Below are 16,268 nucleotides of genomic sequence, written 5' to 3'. Positions count from 1 at the left end.
CCGACGGACATCGAAGGGACGATTCGTCTCAAAAAAAGTCCGGGGGCCGCTCAGTCGTCTGCTTCGATTGCCGCGCCCGCGTCCGTCTCGATGACCGTCACCTCGTTGGACCCCTCGAAGAGGTGGCACGCGGCGGGGTGAGGCGCGTCGCCGACGGCGGGGCGGCGCGTCTCACACGGACTCTCGAAGCGACGCTGAAGCGTCTCTCGGGCGCGTTCCTCGTCGCCCTCTGCGAGGTGTCCGAGCGCGGTATCGACCACGCCGGCCACCTCTCCTCGAAGTTCGGCGTCGACGTGTCGTGACCGTGCCTCCGCGATGAACGCCTCTTCGTCGACACGTTCAGGGTCTGCCGCGTCCCAGATGTGGTCTGGGTTGACGTCACCGACGACGAGGGCGTCTCTGAGGTCCATGACGGCCCGATACGTCGCCTGGTCGATGTTCAGGTCGTCAGGTGGGATGACTTTCGGGCACCGCGTTCGGAACCGACACCCAGACGGTGGATTTCGCGGTGACGGCACGTCACCAGAGAGAGCCTCCACGCGACGGCCGTGTTCGGCAGTCGAGGGGCGGGGGACGCTCTCCAGAAGTGCCTGCGTGTAGGGGTGCTTCGGTGACTCGAACAGTTCGTCAGTCGGGCCGAGTTCGACGATGTTTCCGAGGTACATCACCGCGACGCGGTCACAGATGTGCCGGACGACCGAAAGGTCGTGGGCGATGAAGAGGTACGTGAGGCCGAAGTCATCCTGTAAGTCGTCGAGGAGATTCAGCACTTGCGCCTGCACGGACACGTCGAGCGCCGAGACCGGTTCGTCGAGGACGATGAAATCGGGTTCGAGCGCGAGTGCCCGCGCGATACCGATGCGCTGGCGTTGCCCGCCGGAGAACTCGTGCGGATACCGGTCGAGTTGGTTCGCCGAGAGACCGACGCGTTCCAGTAACTCACCGGCCTTGTCACGTCGCCACTCCCGTTTGGACTGGTCGCCTGCGCCTTCCGGGATACCGTGAATCTTCAACGGTTCGGCGATGATGTCGCCGATGGTCATCCGGGGGTCGAGACTGGAAAAGGGGTCCTGAAAGACGATTTGGGCGTCTTTACGGAACGCCTTGAGTTCGTCCGAATCCATCTCGAAGACGTTCTCCCCGTCGAACCGAACCGACCCGCCGGTCGCCTCGCGGAGACGGAGGAGTGTCTCACCAGTCGTGGACTTCCCACACCCGGACTCACCGACGAGTCCGAGCGTCTCACCGGGTTGGATGTCGAACGAGATGCCATCGACTGCTTTGACACTTCGACGCTCTCGGCCGAGGAGCGAGTCGACGAACGTGTCTCGTTCGAAGTAATACTTCTGGAGGTCACGCACTTCGAGGAGTGGTTCAGTCATCGGCGTACACCCCCGAAACTCCGTTCCGGTGAGCACGACGATGCTTCACTTCGTTCAGTCATCGGCGTACACCTCCGTGTCGATGGCGTCGTTCGGGTCGTACTCTCGTTCGGCGAGGACACAGCGAACACTGTGTCGGCCGTCGAGTTCGTACTCCGGAATCCGGGTCAGGCAGTCGTTCATGGCGTTGGGACATCGGTCGGCGAAGTAACACGCGTTCGGCATCTCCGAGTCGATGAGACTCGGCACGTTCCCCGAGATGGGTTCGAGGCGCGTCGAGGGGTCGTCCACGTCGGGTATCGACCCGAGAAGCCCCTGCGTGTACGGGTGAACCGGGTTGTCGAAGATGTCCGCAAGCGGACCTCGCTCGACGATTTCACCCGCGTACATGACGCCCACGCGGTCGCACATCCGGGCGATGACGCCCAAGTCGTGGGTAATCATCAGGATGCTCATCCCCTCGTGTTCTTGCAGGTCGCGGAGTAAGTTGAGAATCTGCGCTTGAATCGTCACGTCGAGCGCCGTCGTCGGTTCGTCGGCGACGAGGATGTCGGGTTCGCCGGCGAGGGCCTGCGCAATCATCGCCCGCTGGAGCATCCCACCGGAGAATTGGTGGGGATACTCTTCGGCGCGGTCCTCAGGGTCGGGGATGCCGACTTGGTCTAAGAGTTCGACCGCTCGGTTCATGCTCTCGTCGGAGACGTAGCTCTGCGATGGAAGGAGCGTGTCGGCGACGAGTTTCCCGAGGCCGTATCCCTGCGTCCGTGACCGAGTTCTTCGCGGGTTGGCCCGCGCTCGGCGCTGCACCTCGACCGCTTCGGCGATTTGCTCGCCGACGGTGAGCGAGGGGTTGAAACTGCTCATCGGGTCTTGGAACACCATGCTGAACGACGGTCCACGGAGCGACCGGCGGACGCCTTTCGGGAGTCGTCGAACGTCCACGAAGTCGCCGTCGACGGCGTCGGGAATGGACCCCCGGAACTCGTCTGCGAGCGTCTCGTTGCGGTACCAGATTTCTCCCTCGGTCACACGGCCGGGAGACTCGATGAGGTCGATGACCGACAGTGCGGTGACCGACTTGCCGGACCCGGACTCGCCGACGATGCCGAATATCTCCCCGTCTTCGACGTCGAACGAGACGTGTTCGACGGCGTTGACCTGTCCCTCTTCGGTGAAGAATCGGGTCGTAAGGTCACGGACTTTCAGGATTGGGTCTGCCATCTCAGACACCTCCCTCTCCCTCGATGCCGGGGTCGAGTGCGTCTCTGAGCCAATCGCCGACGAGGTTCAAGCCGATGACCGTCACCACGATGGCGAGACCCGGCATCGTCGATATCCACCACGCAGTCGACTGGTACTGCCGACCGAGTGCGATGTCGAAGCCCCACGACACGTCGGCCCCCGAGAACCCGAGGAACGACAGTGCGGATTCGAGGAGGATAATCGCGGCCACCTGAATCGTCGCGAGGACGAGGATGGGCGTGATTGCGTTGGGGAGGACGTGTCGGAGCACCGTCCGCCCGTCGCTTGCGCCGAGGGCACGTGCGGCTTTCACGTATTCTTCTTCCCGTATCGAGAGTGCTTCACCGCGTGAGACGCGGGCGAACCACACCCAGTTGACGAGAGCGACGACAACGATGACCGTCCCGGGAAGAACGACGGTCTCTGGCATGCCCGTCGGCAACCCGACGGCGGACCGGAACGCGGGTGCGATACCGGAGACGACGAACGGGTCGGGGATGGGTGCCTGCGCCTGTCCCCACACACCCACGAGGGCGATTGCGAGGACGAGCGACGGGAACGCGAGCATGATGTCTGCCCCGCGCATCAACACATCGTCGACGCGTCCGCGGTAGAACCCTGCGGACAGACCGACGAGGACGCCGATGAGCGCGGCGAGCGAGGTTCCGAAGAGACCGACGAGGATGGACGTGCGGGCACCGTAGATGATGCGAGAGAGGATGTCTCTCCCGTTTCCGTCGGTACCGAGCGGATGGGCGAACGTCGCGTTCGTGTACACGGTCTGTTCTTCAGTGACGACTTGCCCGTTTTCGATGACGACGCTCCCGTTTTCCATCTTCGTCACCTCCTTCGTCTCTTTCGTGCTGAATCCGATGGGGGGTTGACGTGCGTTTTCGAGATTCTGTTGTCCCGGACTATACGGCGAGATAAACGGCGCGAAGATGGCCATCGCCAGCATGAAGACGACGACGACGATGCCAATCTTCGCGAGAAGACTTCGCTGGAGTTCCCGGCGAAGGTTTCTGCGTGTTCGTTCCGATATCATCGATTAACGACCTGGTTCAATCGTATGCCACCTGTGGGTTGACGTAGGCGTACAGCGCGTCTACGAGGATGTTTACGAGGACGAATCCAACCGCGACGACGATGAGCGACCCCTGTAAGACCGGCCAGTCGCGTGCGTTGATGCTGTTGATGATGAGCGTCCCCAGTCCCGGCCACGCGAAGACGGCCTCCGTGATGACGGCCCCGCCGATGAGGGTACCGAGTTGGAGACCGATGACGGTGATGACCGGGATGAGTGTGTTTCGAAGCGCGTGCTTGTAGCGGACGAGTGTCTCTGGGAGTCCTTTCGCTCGCGACGCTCGAACGTACGTCTGACCCAGTTGGTCGAGCATCCCGCTTCGAGTGAGGCGCGTGATGAGCGCGGTGAAGTAGGTTCCGAGCGTGATTGCGGGAAGTGTGATGTGCCACACCCACGTGGTGAACCCGTCGAATGCAGCGCTGAGGTTCCCACCGACGAGGAGCAACACGATTCCATCGATGCCGATGGGTCGCTGACTCGTCGGGAACAAGTTGAGTTGCACGGCGAGGACGAGGATGAGCATCACGCCCAGCCAGAAGTTCGGCGTACTGATGCCGACGAGCGAGAACACCGTCGCGCTGTAGTCGGCGGGTTGGTGTCGTCGCGTCGCCGAGACGACGCCCAACGGAATCGCGATGATGACCGCGACGATGGTCGCCGCAATCGCGAGTTCGAGTGTCGCCGGCAGTTTCGTGATGACGCGAGTTGCGACTGGCGTCCGCGTCACGAGCGACAGGCCAAGGTCGCCGACCGGGATGCCCGAGACGAAGTCCCAGTACTGCACGTACAGGGGTTCGTTCAACCCGAGTTCGGCGATGACCTGCGCTCTGACCTCGGGGTCGACGTCCGGGGGCAACAGGACGTTCGCCGGGTCACCCGGCGAGATGAACCGCAGTCCGAAGACCACGGTGATGACCCCCCAGATGACGAACAGGCCCTGGAGCGAGCGTTTGATGAGGAACCTCGACAGTGACATCGACTACTTCTGGCTCATGTCGTACACATCGATACGCTCGTCGGAGCGGGCCTCCCACGCGATGGAGTCGTTGACACCGTAGACACTGAACTGTTGGTTCAGGAAGATCCACGGACACTCTTCGTGCGCCAGCGCGTTGGCTTCTTGCAGCGTCGCATCGCGTTCGTCGCCAGATTGGTTGCCGGCCTGTTCGAGGAGTGAGTCGAACTCTTCGTTCTGCCAGGTCGTGAGCGTCCCGTCAGATGCGAGAAGCGCCTGCATGACGAGGCCACCGTCGAAGGTTGCTTCACCCCAACCGATGAGGAACCACGGCGGACGCGCCTCGATGGACCCCGCGAGGAGTTCGTCGACGAGGGACCCGAAGTCGCGTTGGCGAACCGTCGCCGTCACGTTCGGGAGTTCGTCGATGTAGCCGGCGACTGCCTGCGCTATTTCGAGGTCTTTCAGGTAGCGACCGACCGGCGTGTGAAGCTCGATTTCCGCACCGGCGTAGCCGGAGTCTTCGACGAGTTGTTCTGCCTGGTCCGGGTCGTACGGGTACGGGTCGAGGTCGGCGTTGTGGCCGACGAACTCGGGGAGCGTCGGTTGACTCGTCGCGGCACCGAACCCACCGAGGACGTTCTGAACGATGCTCTCTAAGTCGATGGCGTAGTTCATCGCTTGCCGGAACTCGACCGAGTCGAACGGTTCGAGGTCGTAGCGCATCGCGTTGTAGATGATACGCGTGGACGGTGCTGCGGCGACCCGCGCACCTTCGGAGTTGTTGACACGCTCGACCTCCTGCGGCGGGACGTTGACGATGACGTCCGTCTCGCCTTGCAGGAGTTGGTTCACGCGCGTACTCGCCTCGGACGCGGCGCGGAACGTGAGCGTATCGACTGCGGCGGGGTCCTGCCAGTAGTCCTCGTAGCGCGTGAGGACGACTTCCTCGTCTTCGGTGTAGGAGTCGAGTTGGAACGGACCCGTGCCGTTCATGTTCTGGCTGATGAACGCCTTGTCGTTCTCTTCGACCCACGACTGCTGCATGACGTCGAGGTAGGTCGCGAACTCGGAGAACACGATGGGATTGAGCGACGTGTTGTTGACCTTGACGGCCCTCTCGCCTTCGATGACCTCTGCGCCGGCGACCCCGGCGAGTTGGTCGCTCTGCGGACTCGCAAAGCCGACGTTCTCGTCCACGACGCGGTTGATGCTGTAGGCAACGTCTTCGGGAGTGAGTTCGTCGCCGTTGTGGAAGGTGACGCCCTCGCGGATATCGAACCGCACGGCGTTTTCGCCCTCGATTCGCTCGTAGTTCGTCGAGAGTGCCTGCTGGACGGCACCGACGGCGTCACGAGTCAGTACACCTTCGTACGCGTGCAGGACGACGATGTCTGTCGGCGTCTCACGGTGGTCCTGCGGGTCGAGACCGGAGGGCATCTGGCCCTGCGTAATCGTCACGTCGAACGGCTCACTCGTCTCTTCCGGCGTCGGTGTGGTGGTCGTCTCTTCACCGCCGCCACCCGCACATCCCGCGAGTGCGGCAGACGCTGCTGCGCCCCCTGCTAACTTGAGATACGTTCGCCTGCCAATATGTGAATTGTTATCAGTCATCGCAGGTAGATTGAGTCGGTCGTTCTTATATCCATTGCCTACGGACGGCGAATCTTCAGAACCGACTCTATATATCGGTACCATATAACATAGTGTGCTCCCACCTCCAACACGGGGTACGCTTATTAGCTCCCATCGCGGAACGATTCGTATGGCCGTGACCGGCCGTCCCACCCTCAGGGACCTGTTCGACGAGTCGCCAACGCCGCACATCGCGCACCCGCCGCGGACCCATCACCGTCACTTCTACGTCGCGACGGACGGGTCGTATCGACCGAACGGCGGCGGACTCGGTGTCGTAATAGAGACCCGTGACGGCGAGCGAGTCGCCCGTATCGCATTCCAAGACGTTGCGCCGAACAACAATATCTCCGAGTATCGCGCGCTCCACCTCGGGTTAGACGTACTCGCCCACCGTGCACCGCCGGGTGCCCGGGTCGGCGTCCTCGTCGACCACGACGACCTGGCCGCGAACGTCAACAACGCGGTGCTCGCCGGAGACCACCCCGACTGGAAGTCGCCGAAACGAATCGTCGTCCCCACAGGCAGTGAACACCACTGGCGGGGGATTCAAGCGCGAATCGCCGGCTTCGGGGAAGTCCGCGCCGCCCGCATCGACAGTCGGGAGAACCCGGCACATCCACTCGCGAACTCACCGAGAGAGTACGAACACGTCAATCGGAAACCAGACCGATGTGTGCTCCCGGAACCACTCGGATTCGAATCGGACAACGACGTGAGTTATCTCCCACCATCGCGGTGCGAAGGGCACGCAAGCGACGACTAGCGTCTCCCGTTTGGTCCGCTTTACTCGGACCGAAAACACGGGCGGTCACGGCAGTCTCTCGCGTTCTCAGACTCCAACTCCTCGACTCGTCAACCGGAGACCGATGACGAGCAACAGCCCCAATGTCCCCACCTGTTGGGAGGACACCAGAACCCGTTGACGACCATCGTTTCCGGGGGGTCGCTCCGCTCACCCTCGTCGCAAAAGTCTGCCTCTGTGAGCGGTCGCGAACGAAGGCTCGTGAGACGCAAGTCGTCTCACGGTGGACAAAAAACGGAGAACGTTACTCCTCTTGCGCGTCGACGACGGCTGTCGCCGCGAGGTTGACGATGTCCTTCACTTCGTCACCGCGCTGGAGGACGTGCACTGGCTTGTTCATGCCGACGAGCATCGGGCCGATGGCCTCTGCGCCGCCGAGGCGCTGGAGGAGTTTGTAGCCGATGTTGCCCGCTTCGAGGTTCGGGAACACGAGGACGTTCGCCGGTTCGTCGAGGTCCGAGAAGTCGTAGGTCCCTGTGAGGATGTCTTCGACGAGTGCCGTGTCGGCCTGCATCTCGCCGTCGACGGGGAAGTCCACCTCTGGGTCGTCTTGCAGCAGATTGGCCGCGTCGCGGGGTTTGGCGGTGCCCTCGTTGCGGACACTGCCGAAGTTGGAGTACGACAGGAGTGCGGCGCGCGGTTCGACGTTGAACCGACGGGCCAGTTCGGCCGTGTGTTTCGTAATCTCTGCGAGAATCTCCTCGTCGGGGTCGAGGTTGACCGTCGTGTCGGCGCAGAAGACGACGCGGTTCTTGAACGTCATCATGTAGACACCGGCGGCGTAGTTCGCGTCTTCGGCCGTGCCGATGACCTGTAGCGGCGGGCGAAGTCCACCGGGGTAGTGGTGAGTCAGCCCCGTGAGCATCGCGTCGGCGTCGCCCATCTCCACCATGACGCTGGCGAAGTAGTTGGAGTCGCGGCGGACGAGTTCTGCGGCCTCAGATTCCGTGAGGCCCTTGCGCTTGCGGAGGTCGTACAGTCGGTCGGCGTAGTGGTCCCACTCGCCGTCACGCGGGTTGGCGATGGTGGGGTCGAAGTCGAGGCCCAGTTCCTCGGCCTTCCGGAGGATGACCTTCGTGTTACCGATGAGGATGGGGTGGGCGATACCCTCTTCTTGCATCTGGTAGGCCGCGCGAATCATCTTCTCGTTGGACCCTTCGGCGAGAGCGACACGCTTGGGGTTCGACTTCGCCTTGTTGAGGACGACGCGCATCATCTCGCGGGACTTCCCGAGACGCGCTTCGAGGCGTTCGCGGTACTCGTTCATGTCGAGGCGCTTGCGGGCGGCACCGGAGGTCATCGCCGCCTGTGCGACGGCGGGTGCGACTTCGAACAGCACGCGGGGGTCCAGCGGTTTGGGGATGAGGTAGTCGGGACCGAACTGGAGTGGGTGGTCGCCGTAGGCTTTGACGACGGCGTCGGGCACGTCCTGTCGGGCGAGTTCGGCGAGTGCCTCGGCGGCGGCACGCTTCATGGCCTCGTTTATCTCCGTCGCACGCACGTCGAGTGCGCCGCGGAAGATGAACGGGAACCCGAGGACGTTGTTCACCTGATTCGGGTAGTCAGAGCGACCCGTCGCCATGATGACCGTGTCGTCGCGGGCACTCTTGGCGTCCTCGTAGGTGATTTCGGGGTCCGGGTTCGCCATCGCGAAGATGATTGGGTCGTTCGCCATCGACCGGACCATCTCTTGGGAGACGATGCCGCCGACGGAGAGGCCGGCGAACACGTCCGCACCGGCCATCGCGTCCGCGAGGTCACCCTCGTCGACTGGCTGAGCGAACTCGGCTTTGTACTTGTTGACGTCGCCCGCCTCGACACGCGACTCGGTGATGATACCCGAGGAGTCGCACATCGTGATGTTCTCTTTCTTCGCCCCGAGTGAGACGTAGAACCGTGCCGTCGCGAGCGCAGACGCGCCCGCACCAGAGAAGACGATTTCGAGGTCGTCGAGGTCCTTGTCGACGATGTCCGCCGCGTTGAGCAGGGCGGCACCGGAGATGATGGCCGTGCCGTGCTGGTCGTCGTGGAAGACGGGGATGTCCATCTGCTCGCGGAGTTGTTGCTCGATTTCGAAGCACTCCGGCGCTTTGATGTCTTCGAGGTTGATGCCCCCGAACGTCGGTTCCATGGCCTTCGTGGCGGCGACGAAGTCGTCCACGTCGGTGATGTCGAGTTCGACGTCGAACACGTCGATGTCGGCGAAGCGCTTGAACAGGACGCCCTTCCCCTCCATGACGGGTTTGGACGCCTGTGCGCCGATATCTCCGAGGCCGAGGACGGCCGTCCCGTTCGAGACGACACCGACGAGGTTGCCCTTCGAGGTGTACTCGTACGCTGCGTCTTCGTCGTCCGCGATGTCACGGCACGGTGCCGCCACGCCGGGCGAATACGCGAGGCTCAGGTCTCGCTGTGTGTTCGTCGGTTTTGTCGTCGCAATCTCGATTTTACCCGGCGGGTCTTGCCGGTGATAGTCCCGTGAGTCGTCGTCCAGTCCCATGGTTCACACCTCCTCACGCAGAGGGGAAAAAACTATCCAACACCGTCGAATATTGATTTCGACGGGCGTCGAATTCCCGCCAGACGGCGGGCGGGTGTCGACGGGGTGTCCGAGCCAAACCGGGCCGAAAATTATTCCGTATCGAGGTGAAGGATTCCGTGCCGTTCGAGTTCGACCGAACCGGTCTCGTCCGTGACAGTCTGCGTCGGCCACTGCCCCGTCGTGGTCAGTACTTCGACGTCGTCGCCGGTGACGAGAACGGTGTCCTCGCTCTTTGCGCCCTCGATGGTCGGGTTGTAGGCGTAGCCCATCGGTTCGAGAACTGGGTCGTCGGCATCGGGTTTCGCGAACCACTCGCGTCCGGCGAACCCGGCGGCACCTCCCTGATGGTGGTTCAACCACTCGTCGGACTCTCCGACGGCGTCGTAGGCGTCGCGGATGGCGTCGAACACGTCGCCGGCGGTTCCACCGTCGTCTGCTACTCGCTGTGTCGCCGCGAGTGCGTTCGTCTCGACGCGCATCGTCTTCTCGTGACGCGACTCCAGCCAGTCGGGTGCGTCGAATGCGACGGTCCGCGTACAACTCGCGTAGAGGCCGTCTCGCTGGGCCGTGACGGAGACGAGGGCGTAGTCACCGAGGCGTTCCTGTTTCGGCGTGTAGTGGCGGTACTTCTGGGCGCGTCGACTGCCGCCGACGAGGGTGACGGGCGTCTCGATGCCCATGGCTCCGAGCGTGACCCGGAGACCCGAGGCGACTTCAGTCTCCAAATCTTCCTGTTCGAGTTCCCGACACACCCGTTCGACGGCGCTCGCCACGTCGCGGCCGAGTTCCCGATACGCGTCGATATCGTCGTCAGAGAGTGGTTGCCGGAGTTCAGCGGCGTCCACGTCGGCGAAGCCCGGAACGTCGAAATCGGCCGCTGCCGGCGTCGGTGAGACGGTGGCGACGCCCGAGGCCAGAGAGCCTTCGTACCACTGGTACTGGTGGATTCGAACGTCCTCGTGCGGGACTTCTTCGTGGAGGAGGCGGGTCGCTTCGATGTTGTCGGTCACGACGTGGAACTCGTCGCCGTCGTACCCTGCGGCGGCGACGCCGACCGGCGAGTCACGGTCGACGACGTTGTCCCCACCGAGAAGCCACGCAAACGAGTTCGGGCGGGCGAACCAGACGGCCTCGACGTCGTGGTCGTCGAGGTACGCGTCGAGTCGCTCGGCCCGAGATGCGAGTCGCTCGTTCATATCCCGCGGTCCAACTGAACAGACTTGAATGGGACGACTCGTCTCTGGGGTGACCGTGCGTGGCGACGAAAGCGCGGTGTCGTCGTCGGCATCGTCTGTGAAAAAATCGACCGCTTCCCCCCGAATAGTACCGCTCAGGTCGTCCTTGCGCGGAATTCCGCCCGCGCCTTGGCCGACAGGTCGGTGATATCCCTGCCGAACGCTTCGACAGTCTGTTCTTCGGCGGTGAGCGTCACCGCTTGAACCGGCTTCTCAGAAAACGAGTCGCCGCCAGCGGACGGCTAGTTCACCGGTGCAGTCGTCGATGCAGGCGAACATTCGTTCCGTTCGGCGTCGAAAGCGAGTTGGGACGCAATCGCCTGAACCGACGCGATTACGTCCACTTCGTTGTCGTAGTCGACCAACACCCCCGCCGTGAGCGAATCGATTTCCGCGTACGCTGATTCGAATAGGAGGTCGCACGGCACCGCGTCCCCAGTTGCTATTTCATCCGCCGCCACCGGCCCGACACCGGCGACGAGGAGACCACACACCACACAGAGCGTCACGAACCCCCTCGTGAGCCACACTTGCTTCATCTCTTTCCCCCCAGTCAGATGTACGCTCGTCGTGGGGAAATATGTTCGCTGAAAAACATTTCTATCAATACCTGAACTGAAATTGATTTACATCGGAGTCTTGTCATACATATCGAGTTCCAAATATGTGCGCTCGTGACGACGGCGGTGATGTGTCACTGAACGCAGCACGCGTGTGACAGTGAAAATCACAAACGGTCGTGTTTTATTGACAACTGTTAACGTGTCTCATGGCCAAGAGTAATCAGGTGAGACGCATTGGCAGTCCATATATCACGAGGCGCGGGCACCGGCCCGGAGGCAGCCTTTGCGGCCCTCGGCCACCAGACCCGACTCGGGATTCTGCACGAACTCTGGAAAGAACGAGAGCCGACTGAACACATCCCACAGCAGACGCTCTCGTTCGCAGAACTACGGAGACGGGTCGGGGTGAAAGATGGATCACAGTTCAACTACCACCTCAAACAGCTGCTCGACGAGTTCGTCCATCGGACCGAAGACGGGTACGTCATCACGCGGGCGGGCGAACGGACTATGAGAACCGTCCTGGCGGAGTCGTTCGGTGGCGACGTCGTGTTCGACTCCGAACCCGTCGACGACCCCTGTCCGCTGTGTGGTGGGCAGGTCGTACTCGAGTACGGGACCGAACGAACGCTGGACTTCTTGGCCGTCCGGTGCACCGCCTGTGAAGGCGCATTCCAGACGGTTGGGATGCCACGCGGATGCCTGAGTGCGACGGAGTTTCTCCCGCCGACCGGTCTGAGACATCGGTCACTGAAGCAGGTCTACGAAGCACAACAAATCTGGATTAATCACAAGTTCCAGACGATGATGGAGGGTGTCTGTCCCGAGTGTACCGGGACGGTCAGCATCACACCGTCGATTTGTGAGAGTCACGATGCTCCCGACGGCCACGTGTGTTCGACGTGTCACACGATATTCCCGATTCGGTTCCACCACATCTGCGACATCTGCCACATGAACTTCGAGATTCCGTGCGAGAGCCAGATGTTCACTCACCCGTCCGCAGAGGCGTTCTATCACGAGCGTGGCCACGACGACGTGTGGGGCCACGACTGGCTCACCGTCTCGAAGACCATCCTCGAACGGCGCGTCGCCTCCGAAGACCCGCTCGAAATCCGGGTCAGCGCCGCTGTCGATGGTGACCGAATCGACGTGACAATCGACGAAACAGGGCGCGTCGTCGACCTGCACATCGACGCAGTGTGACGCCCTCTACGAACTGACAAACTGATGGCTTTTCGAACCACGTACCTACGAGATATAAGTTCGCGCAGGCCTGACCCCCGCGTATGACACCTCGGCTTCGCCGCCTCCTCGCGGGGGCCGCCGCGATGACGGGCATCCTGATGGTCCTCGGGGTCTACACCGCCGCCTCGGGTGCCGGTCTCACGTGTGCCGGTCGCTGGCCGTTCTGTGACGGGTTCCTGGGCCTGTTCCCCGCCAACTGGGGCAGTTTCATCGAGTGGTTCCACCGCCTCGTCGCCATGCTCACCGGGTTCCTCATCCTCGGGACGACGGTGAAAGCGTGGCGCGAAGGCGTCCAAGCGCGGGTCCGCTGGGCACTCGTCGTCGCGACCGTGATTCTCCCGTTCCAAATCGTCCTCGGCGCACTCACCGTCACCGAATACGAGTGGGTCATCCTCACCGCGCACTACGTCGTTGCCACGTCCATCTTCACGGCCGTTGTCGCCGCCGCCGCGTGGGGCCTCGCCGACCGTGGGATTCCCCGCGTCGCCGACGCCATCCGCGTCGCACTCGTCGGCGCACCCATCATGCTCGTCCTCGCACCACACAGTTTCGTCTCGTTCGGCCCCCTGACGCAGGCCACCTACTACGTCGTCGGCCTCGCAACCTACGCCGCCCTCGTCGCCGCGACACTCTGGGCGAGTGCCGCTCACACCACCCGTGCCGACGTGTACGGGCGTCTCAGATTCATCACCGCACCCGCGAGCGTCGTCGTCGTCGCCTTACTCATCGCCGGCAGACAGGTGTACGGTCCGACGCTCCAACTGGCCCACCTCGGCGGAACAGTCGCCGCACTCGTCCTCGTCGTCGCCGCCGCTCTCGTCGTCCGTGGTGGCCTCCCGGTGCCGCGGGACACCGTCACTAACGACGCCGACTGAATCCGTCGGCGGCGGCGCAAGGCGACACGAGACGGAATCGACTCCTGCTTGCCATGACACGACCGTTTCTCAGAGATTCAACTAATCAGCTATTAGTTGAACAGATATCTCACTGATTAGAGTTTGTTTGTGTTCTGTGTAGATTGTCGCGCCATTTCTATTCATTCAACTCATTTAGAGGCAATTTTCACCAAAAGTTGTGTGAATGGAGTCGCGTATCGAAGAAGTGTTATACGGTGGTGTGCTACCTGTGGCCTGTTATGAAACGTCGTACCTATCTCAAGGGCGCTGCAGGCTCTGCGGCCACGTTCACGCTGGCCGGGTGTCTCGGCGGCGGCGGTGGCGGCAGTGAAACGATTACCATCGGCTCGGACATCCCGTACCGTCCGTTCGAGTGGGAGACGACCGATGGCGAACTCACCGGTTTCGACGTCGACATCGCACAGGCCGTCTTCGGCGACGAACTCGGCTACGAACACGAGTTCCAGAAGACGAGCTTCGACGGCATCATCCCGTCGCTGAACAACGGGAACTTCCGTGTCATCATGTCCGCGATGACCATCACGGAAGAACGCGCGGAGAAAATCGACTTCTCCGACCCGTACTTCACCGCGTACCAGACCATCATCGTCCTCAAGAACGGCGACATCTCTTCGAAAGAGGACCTCAAAGGCAAGACGGTCGGTGTCCAGAAGGGAACGACCGGCGCAGGTGCGGCCGACGCACTCAAAGAAGAGTTCGGTGGCGACCTGACCATCCAGCGCTACGACCAAGTCAACGGCGCGTTCGACGCGCTCATCAACAACCAGGTCGTCGCAGTCGTCAACGACAACACGGTCAACGCCGAATTCGTCAACGAGCGCGAAGACGACGTCAAGTTCCTCGAAGGCGAAGGCGCTGCCTCAGAGGCCGGGAAGGATGCACCGCCGTACCTCACCCTCACCGTCGAGGAGTACGGTATCGGCTTCCGCAAGGACGACGATGACCTTCGCGAAGAGGTCAACGGCGCGCTCGCGACCATCAAAGACAACGGGACGTACGACGAGATTTACTCGAAGTACTTCTCGGGCTAAATCGACGCACCACCCGTTTTTATACAAACACTGTGTTAACCATTACCAATGGCTGAATCATACTCAGACGGGAGAACTTCTGACGAGGAGTTCCAAGAGCAGTTTTTGAACGACAAGACGCTCAAATTTGCGGGCGCGGCGTTCGCCTCACTGTTCACACTGGTCGTGGGCCTGTTCATCGGTGCCATCATTTTCACACAGGTCGACTTCGACCTGTTCGTCGAGATTATCTATCCGCAGTTCATCGAAGCCTACCTGCTCGTCCTCGGTATCTTCCTCGCAGGAAGCTTCCTCTCTATCATCGCCGGCATCTTCGTCGGCCTCGGCCGCGTCTCGAAGACTCGCATCACCAACACCGTCGCGAGCGGGTACGTCGAGTTCTTCCGCGGGACGCCACTGCTGTTCCAACTCATCGTCATCTTCTTCGGCATCCCCGCGTTCTGGCCGCCGGGCCAGTTCCCCATCCCGAACTGGGCGATTCCAGCCGCCATCATCGGCTTGACGCTCAACCACGCCGCGTACGTCGGTGAGGCAGTCCGTGGCGGTATCAACGCCGTCCCGGAAGGCCAGATGGAGGCCGCCCGTTCGCTCGGGATGTCGTACGTTCAAGCGATGCGTGAAGTCGTCCTCCCACAGGCGTGGCGCAACGCACTCGCCGCAATCGGCAACGACCAGGTCATCCTCGTGAAGGACACGTCACTGCTGACGGTCATCGCTGTCCCGGAACTCATCAGCGCGTTCCGCCAGATCAACTCCGCGACGTTCGACCCGTGGACGCCGATTCTGCTCGTCGCCATCGCCTACCTCGGCATCACCCTGCCGCTCGGCAAGGTGGTTCGCTACCTCGAAGCGCGCTCCGACTGGGGAGGTGACCGCCGATGAGTCTCCTCGAATTCGAAGGGGTGGACAAGTACTTCGGCGACACGCACGTCCTCAAGGACATCGACCTGAACGTCGAAGAGGGCGAAGTGTGTGTCATCATCGGCCCCTCCGGGTCGGGCAAATCGACGCTCCTTCGCTGTGCGAACCGCCTCGAAGAGATTCAGAACGGCGAGATTCGTCTCGACGGAACGTCCATCTCGGACCCCGACGCGGACATCAACCACCTGCGTCAGCGTATCGGGATGGTGTTCCAGAGTTTCAACCTCTTCCCGCACAAGACGGCACTGGAGAACGTGTCACTCGCACCGACGAAAGTCAAAGGCCTCGACGAATCGACCGCTACAGAGCGGGCGGAGACGCTCCTCGACCGGGTCGGACTCGCCACACAGTCGGACTCTTACCCGAACCAACTCTCGGGTGGGCAGCAACAGCGCGTCGCCATCGCCCGCGCACTGGCGATGGACCCACGCGTGATGCTCTTCGACGAGGTGACGAGCGCGCTCGACCCCGAACTCGTCGGGGAAGTGCTCGAAGTCATGCACGGACTCGCCGACGAGGGCATGACGATGCTCGTCGTCACCCACGAGATGGGGTTCGCCCGCGAAGTCGGTGACCGCGTCGTCCTCATGGCCGACGGACGCGTCGTCGAAGACTCCCCGCCCGAAGTGTTCTTCGAGAACCCGAAGACCGACCGGGGCAAGCAGTTCCTCTCGAAGATTCTCTGAGAGCGGCCACACCGAGACGCGA

At 62.2% G+C, this 16,268-nt stretch carries 14 protein-coding genes; 6 read left to right on the top strand and 8 right to left on the bottom strand.

Going from position 1 to position 16,268, the window contains the following annotated elements:
* Positions 1 to 50 precede the first annotated feature (50 nt).
* The 5 genes from GJR96_RS08765 to GJR96_RS08745 are packed head-to-tail and all read right to left on the bottom strand — an operon-like array spanning position 51 to position 6,277.
* A complete protein-coding gene (locus tag GJR96_RS08765) occupies positions 51 to 1,382 on the bottom strand; it encodes an ABC transporter ATP-binding protein (protein ID WP_151162597.1) in 1,332 nt (443 codons plus the stop codon).
* 54 nt (positions 1,383 to 1,436) lie between these two features.
* A complete protein-coding gene (locus tag GJR96_RS08760) occupies positions 1,437 to 2,603 on the bottom strand; it encodes an ABC transporter ATP-binding protein (RefSeq protein WP_151162596.1) in 1,167 nt (388 codons plus the stop codon).
* A gap of 1 nt (position 2,604) precedes the next feature.
* Entirely contained in the window at positions 2,605 to 3,669 is a 1,065-nt protein-coding gene (locus tag GJR96_RS08755) for an ABC transporter permease (protein ID WP_058571800.1), read from the bottom strand.
* A 16-nt stretch (positions 3,670 to 3,685) separates the two neighbouring features.
* On the bottom strand, positions 3,686 to 4,684 hold the full coding sequence (locus tag GJR96_RS08750) for an ABC transporter permease (RefSeq protein ID WP_151162595.1): 999 nt from the start codon (positions 4,682 to 4,684) through the stop codon (positions 3,686 to 3,688).
* Positions 4,685 to 4,687: 3 nt separating this feature from the next.
* Complete coding sequence (locus GJR96_RS08745) at positions 4,688 to 6,277, bottom strand: ABC transporter substrate-binding protein (protein ID WP_151162594.1); 1,590 nt, start codon at positions 6,275 to 6,277, stop codon at positions 4,688 to 4,690.
* 151 nt (positions 6,278 to 6,428) lie between these two features.
* On the opposite strand from GJR96_RS08745, the gene GJR96_RS08740 reads away from it, so the two are divergent.
* On the top strand, positions 6,429 to 7,064 hold the full coding sequence (locus GJR96_RS08740; protein ID WP_151162593.1) for a ribonuclease H: 636 nt from the start codon (positions 6,429 to 6,431) through the stop codon (positions 7,062 to 7,064).
* Positions 7,065 to 7,347: 283 nt separating this feature from the next.
* Here GJR96_RS08740 and GJR96_RS08735 read toward each other — a convergent pair whose 3' ends face one another.
* From GJR96_RS08735 to GJR96_RS08725, 3 genes are all read right to left on the bottom strand, one after another.
* Positions 7,348 to 9,603 (bottom strand): NADP-dependent malic enzyme, encoded by a 2,256-nt coding sequence (locus GJR96_RS08735; protein ID WP_151162592.1) that lies wholly within the window; start codon positions 9,601 to 9,603, stop codon positions 7,348 to 7,350.
* A gap of 131 nt (positions 9,604 to 9,734) precedes the next feature.
* Positions 9,735 to 10,841, bottom strand: a complete 1,107-nt coding sequence (locus GJR96_RS08730; RefSeq protein ID WP_151162591.1) for a M24 family metallopeptidase — start codon at positions 10,839 to 10,841, stop codon at positions 9,735 to 9,737.
* Between the two features lie 281 nt (positions 10,842 to 11,122).
* Positions 11,123 to 11,419: a hypothetical protein gene (locus GJR96_RS08725; protein ID WP_151162590.1), complete on the bottom strand. Its 297-nt coding sequence runs from the start codon at positions 11,417 to 11,419 to the stop codon at positions 11,123 to 11,125.
* A 258-nt stretch (positions 11,420 to 11,677) separates the two neighbouring features.
* On the opposite strand from GJR96_RS08725, the gene GJR96_RS08720 reads away from it, so the two are divergent.
* The 5 genes from GJR96_RS08720 (at position 11,678) to GJR96_RS08700 (ending at position 16,246) form a co-directional block, all read left to right on the top strand.
* Positions 11,678 to 12,649 (top strand): winged helix-turn-helix domain-containing protein, encoded by a 972-nt coding sequence (locus tag GJR96_RS08720; protein ID WP_151162589.1) that lies wholly within the window; start codon positions 11,678 to 11,680, stop codon positions 12,647 to 12,649.
* A gap of 125 nt (positions 12,650 to 12,774) precedes the next feature.
* Positions 12,775 to 13,566 carry a COX15/CtaA family protein gene (locus GJR96_RS08715; protein WP_191965892.1) on the top strand — a complete coding sequence of 264 codons (792 nt, stop codon included), beginning with the start codon at positions 12,775 to 12,777 and terminating at the stop codon, positions 13,564 to 13,566.
* A gap of 260 nt (positions 13,567 to 13,826) precedes the next feature.
* A complete protein-coding gene (locus GJR96_RS08710) occupies positions 13,827 to 14,639 on the top strand; it encodes a transporter substrate-binding domain-containing protein (RefSeq protein ID WP_151162587.1) in 813 nt (270 codons plus the stop codon).
* Between the two features lie 48 nt (positions 14,640 to 14,687).
* Positions 14,688 to 15,521, top strand: a complete 834-nt coding sequence (locus GJR96_RS08705; protein WP_151162586.1) for an ABC transporter permease subunit — start codon at positions 14,688 to 14,690, stop codon at positions 15,519 to 15,521.
* Entirely contained in the window at positions 15,518 to 16,246 is a 729-nt protein-coding gene (locus GJR96_RS08700; protein ID WP_151162585.1) for an amino acid ABC transporter ATP-binding protein, read from the top strand. Before GJR96_RS08705 ends, GJR96_RS08700 begins: the two co-directional genes overlap by 4 nt.
* The last annotated feature ends 22 nt before the right edge of the window (positions 16,247 to 16,268 follow it).

The organism is Haloferax litoreum, assembly GCF_009674605.1.
Classification (GTDB): Archaea; Halobacteriota; Halobacteria; order Halobacteriales; family Haloferacaceae; genus Haloferax; species Haloferax litoreum.
This window is presented reverse-complemented; position numbering and strand designations above follow the sequence as displayed.

Bases quoted from the DNA above. Each gene is read 5' to 3' on its own strand.
- GJR96_RS08745 (WP_151162594.1), bottom strand. From the start codon at position 6,277: ATGACTGATAACAATTCACATATTGGCAGGCGAACGTATCTCAAGTTA.
- GJR96_RS08715 (WP_191965892.1), top strand. From the start codon at position 12,775: ATGACGGGCATCCTGATGGTCCTCGGGGTCTACACCGCCGCCTCGGGT.
- GJR96_RS08730 (WP_151162591.1), bottom strand. From the start codon at position 10,841: ATGAACGAGCGACTCGCATCTCGGGCCGAGCGACTCGACGCGTACCTC.
- GJR96_RS08710 (WP_151162587.1), top strand. From the start codon at position 13,827: ATGAAACGTCGTACCTATCTCAAGGGCGCTGCAGGCTCTGCGGCCACG.
- GJR96_RS08765 (WP_151162597.1), bottom strand. From the start codon at position 1,382: ATGACTGAACCACTCCTCGAAGTGCGTGACCTCCAGAAGTATTACTTC.
- GJR96_RS08700 (WP_151162585.1), top strand. From the start codon at position 15,518: ATGAGTCTCCTCGAATTCGAAGGGGTGGACAAGTACTTCGGCGACACG.
- GJR96_RS08750 (WP_151162595.1), bottom strand. From the start codon at position 4,684: ATGTCACTGTCGAGGTTCCTCATCAAACGCTCGCTCCAGGGCCTGTTC.
- GJR96_RS08755 (WP_058571800.1), bottom strand. From the start codon at position 3,669: ATGATATCGGAACGAACACGCAGAAACCTTCGCCGGGAACTCCAGCGA.
- GJR96_RS08705 (WP_151162586.1), top strand. From the start codon at position 14,688: ATGGCTGAATCATACTCAGACGGGAGAACTTCTGACGAGGAGTTCCAA.
- GJR96_RS08725 (WP_151162590.1), bottom strand. From the start codon at position 11,419: ATGAAGCAAGTGTGGCTCACGAGGGGGTTCGTGACGCTCTGTGTGGTG.
- GJR96_RS08735 (WP_151162592.1), bottom strand. From the start codon at position 9,603: ATGGGACTGGACGACGACTCACGGGACTATCACCGGCAAGACCCGCCG.
- GJR96_RS08740 (WP_151162593.1), top strand. From the start codon at position 6,429: ATGGCCGTGACCGGCCGTCCCACCCTCAGGGACCTGTTCGACGAGTCG.
- GJR96_RS08760 (WP_151162596.1), bottom strand. From the start codon at position 2,603: ATGGCAGACCCAATCCTGAAAGTCCGTGACCTTACGACCCGATTCTTC.